Source organism: Dapis brunnea BLCC-M229 (assembly GCF_050015995.1).
GTDB lineage: Bacteria > Cyanobacteriota > Cyanobacteriia > Cyanobacteriales > Microcoleaceae > Trichodesmium.
Genome location: NZ_JBNHEP010000137.1, coordinates 19,035 through 19,619, shown reverse-complemented (window position 1 = coordinate 19,619; position 585 = coordinate 19,035). Strand labels below are relative to the sequence as shown.

General features: G+C 35.6%; 1 protein-coding gene. It reads left to right on the top strand.

What is annotated here, in order from left to right; genetic code table 11:
- Positions 1-585 (top strand): hypothetical protein (locus ACP6PM_RS16160; protein ID WP_426586339.1); only part of this gene is annotated, 585 nt, incomplete at both ends.

The following is a 585-nucleotide window of genomic DNA, read 5'->3' as shown; positions in this document are numbered from 1 at the left end:
ACCGATAACTGAGGAATTAGAAGAAGAGGAAACTTTTGTTGAACCTGAAACAGAAACAGAAACAGAAGTAGAACCAGTTCCTGTAACTGAACCGATAACTGAGGAATTAGAAGAAGAGGAAACTTTTGTTGAACCTGAAACAGAAGCAACCTCAAAAGTAGAACCCACTGAATCAGAAGCACAACAAAGACTCAAAGAAAAAATTGGCAAATTAATGAATTGGATTCAAGGTAGATTTCAAGGTATAAATCAAGTTACTACGGAACAAGAAAAAACAACTATTGAAGACACTTTAAATCTTCCAAAAGAATCTGAAATTGAAGACTCACTTCAGGAAAATGAGCCTTCTAATTTACCAGAAATAGTAGAGGAATTACCAATACCACAGTCACCAGAAGAAATAGTTCCTCAAGAAAATTCTAACCTGACTTCAAATCCAGAAGAAGTTACTAACTCAGTGGAAGATTCCTTGATGTCAGCAAATGAAGACGATCGAGAAGAAACTACTGTAGAGTTAGAAGAAATTACCGAGGAGCAAACTGAAAATGTTGTGGAATCTATACTACCTAAAAGTGATGATTCTGC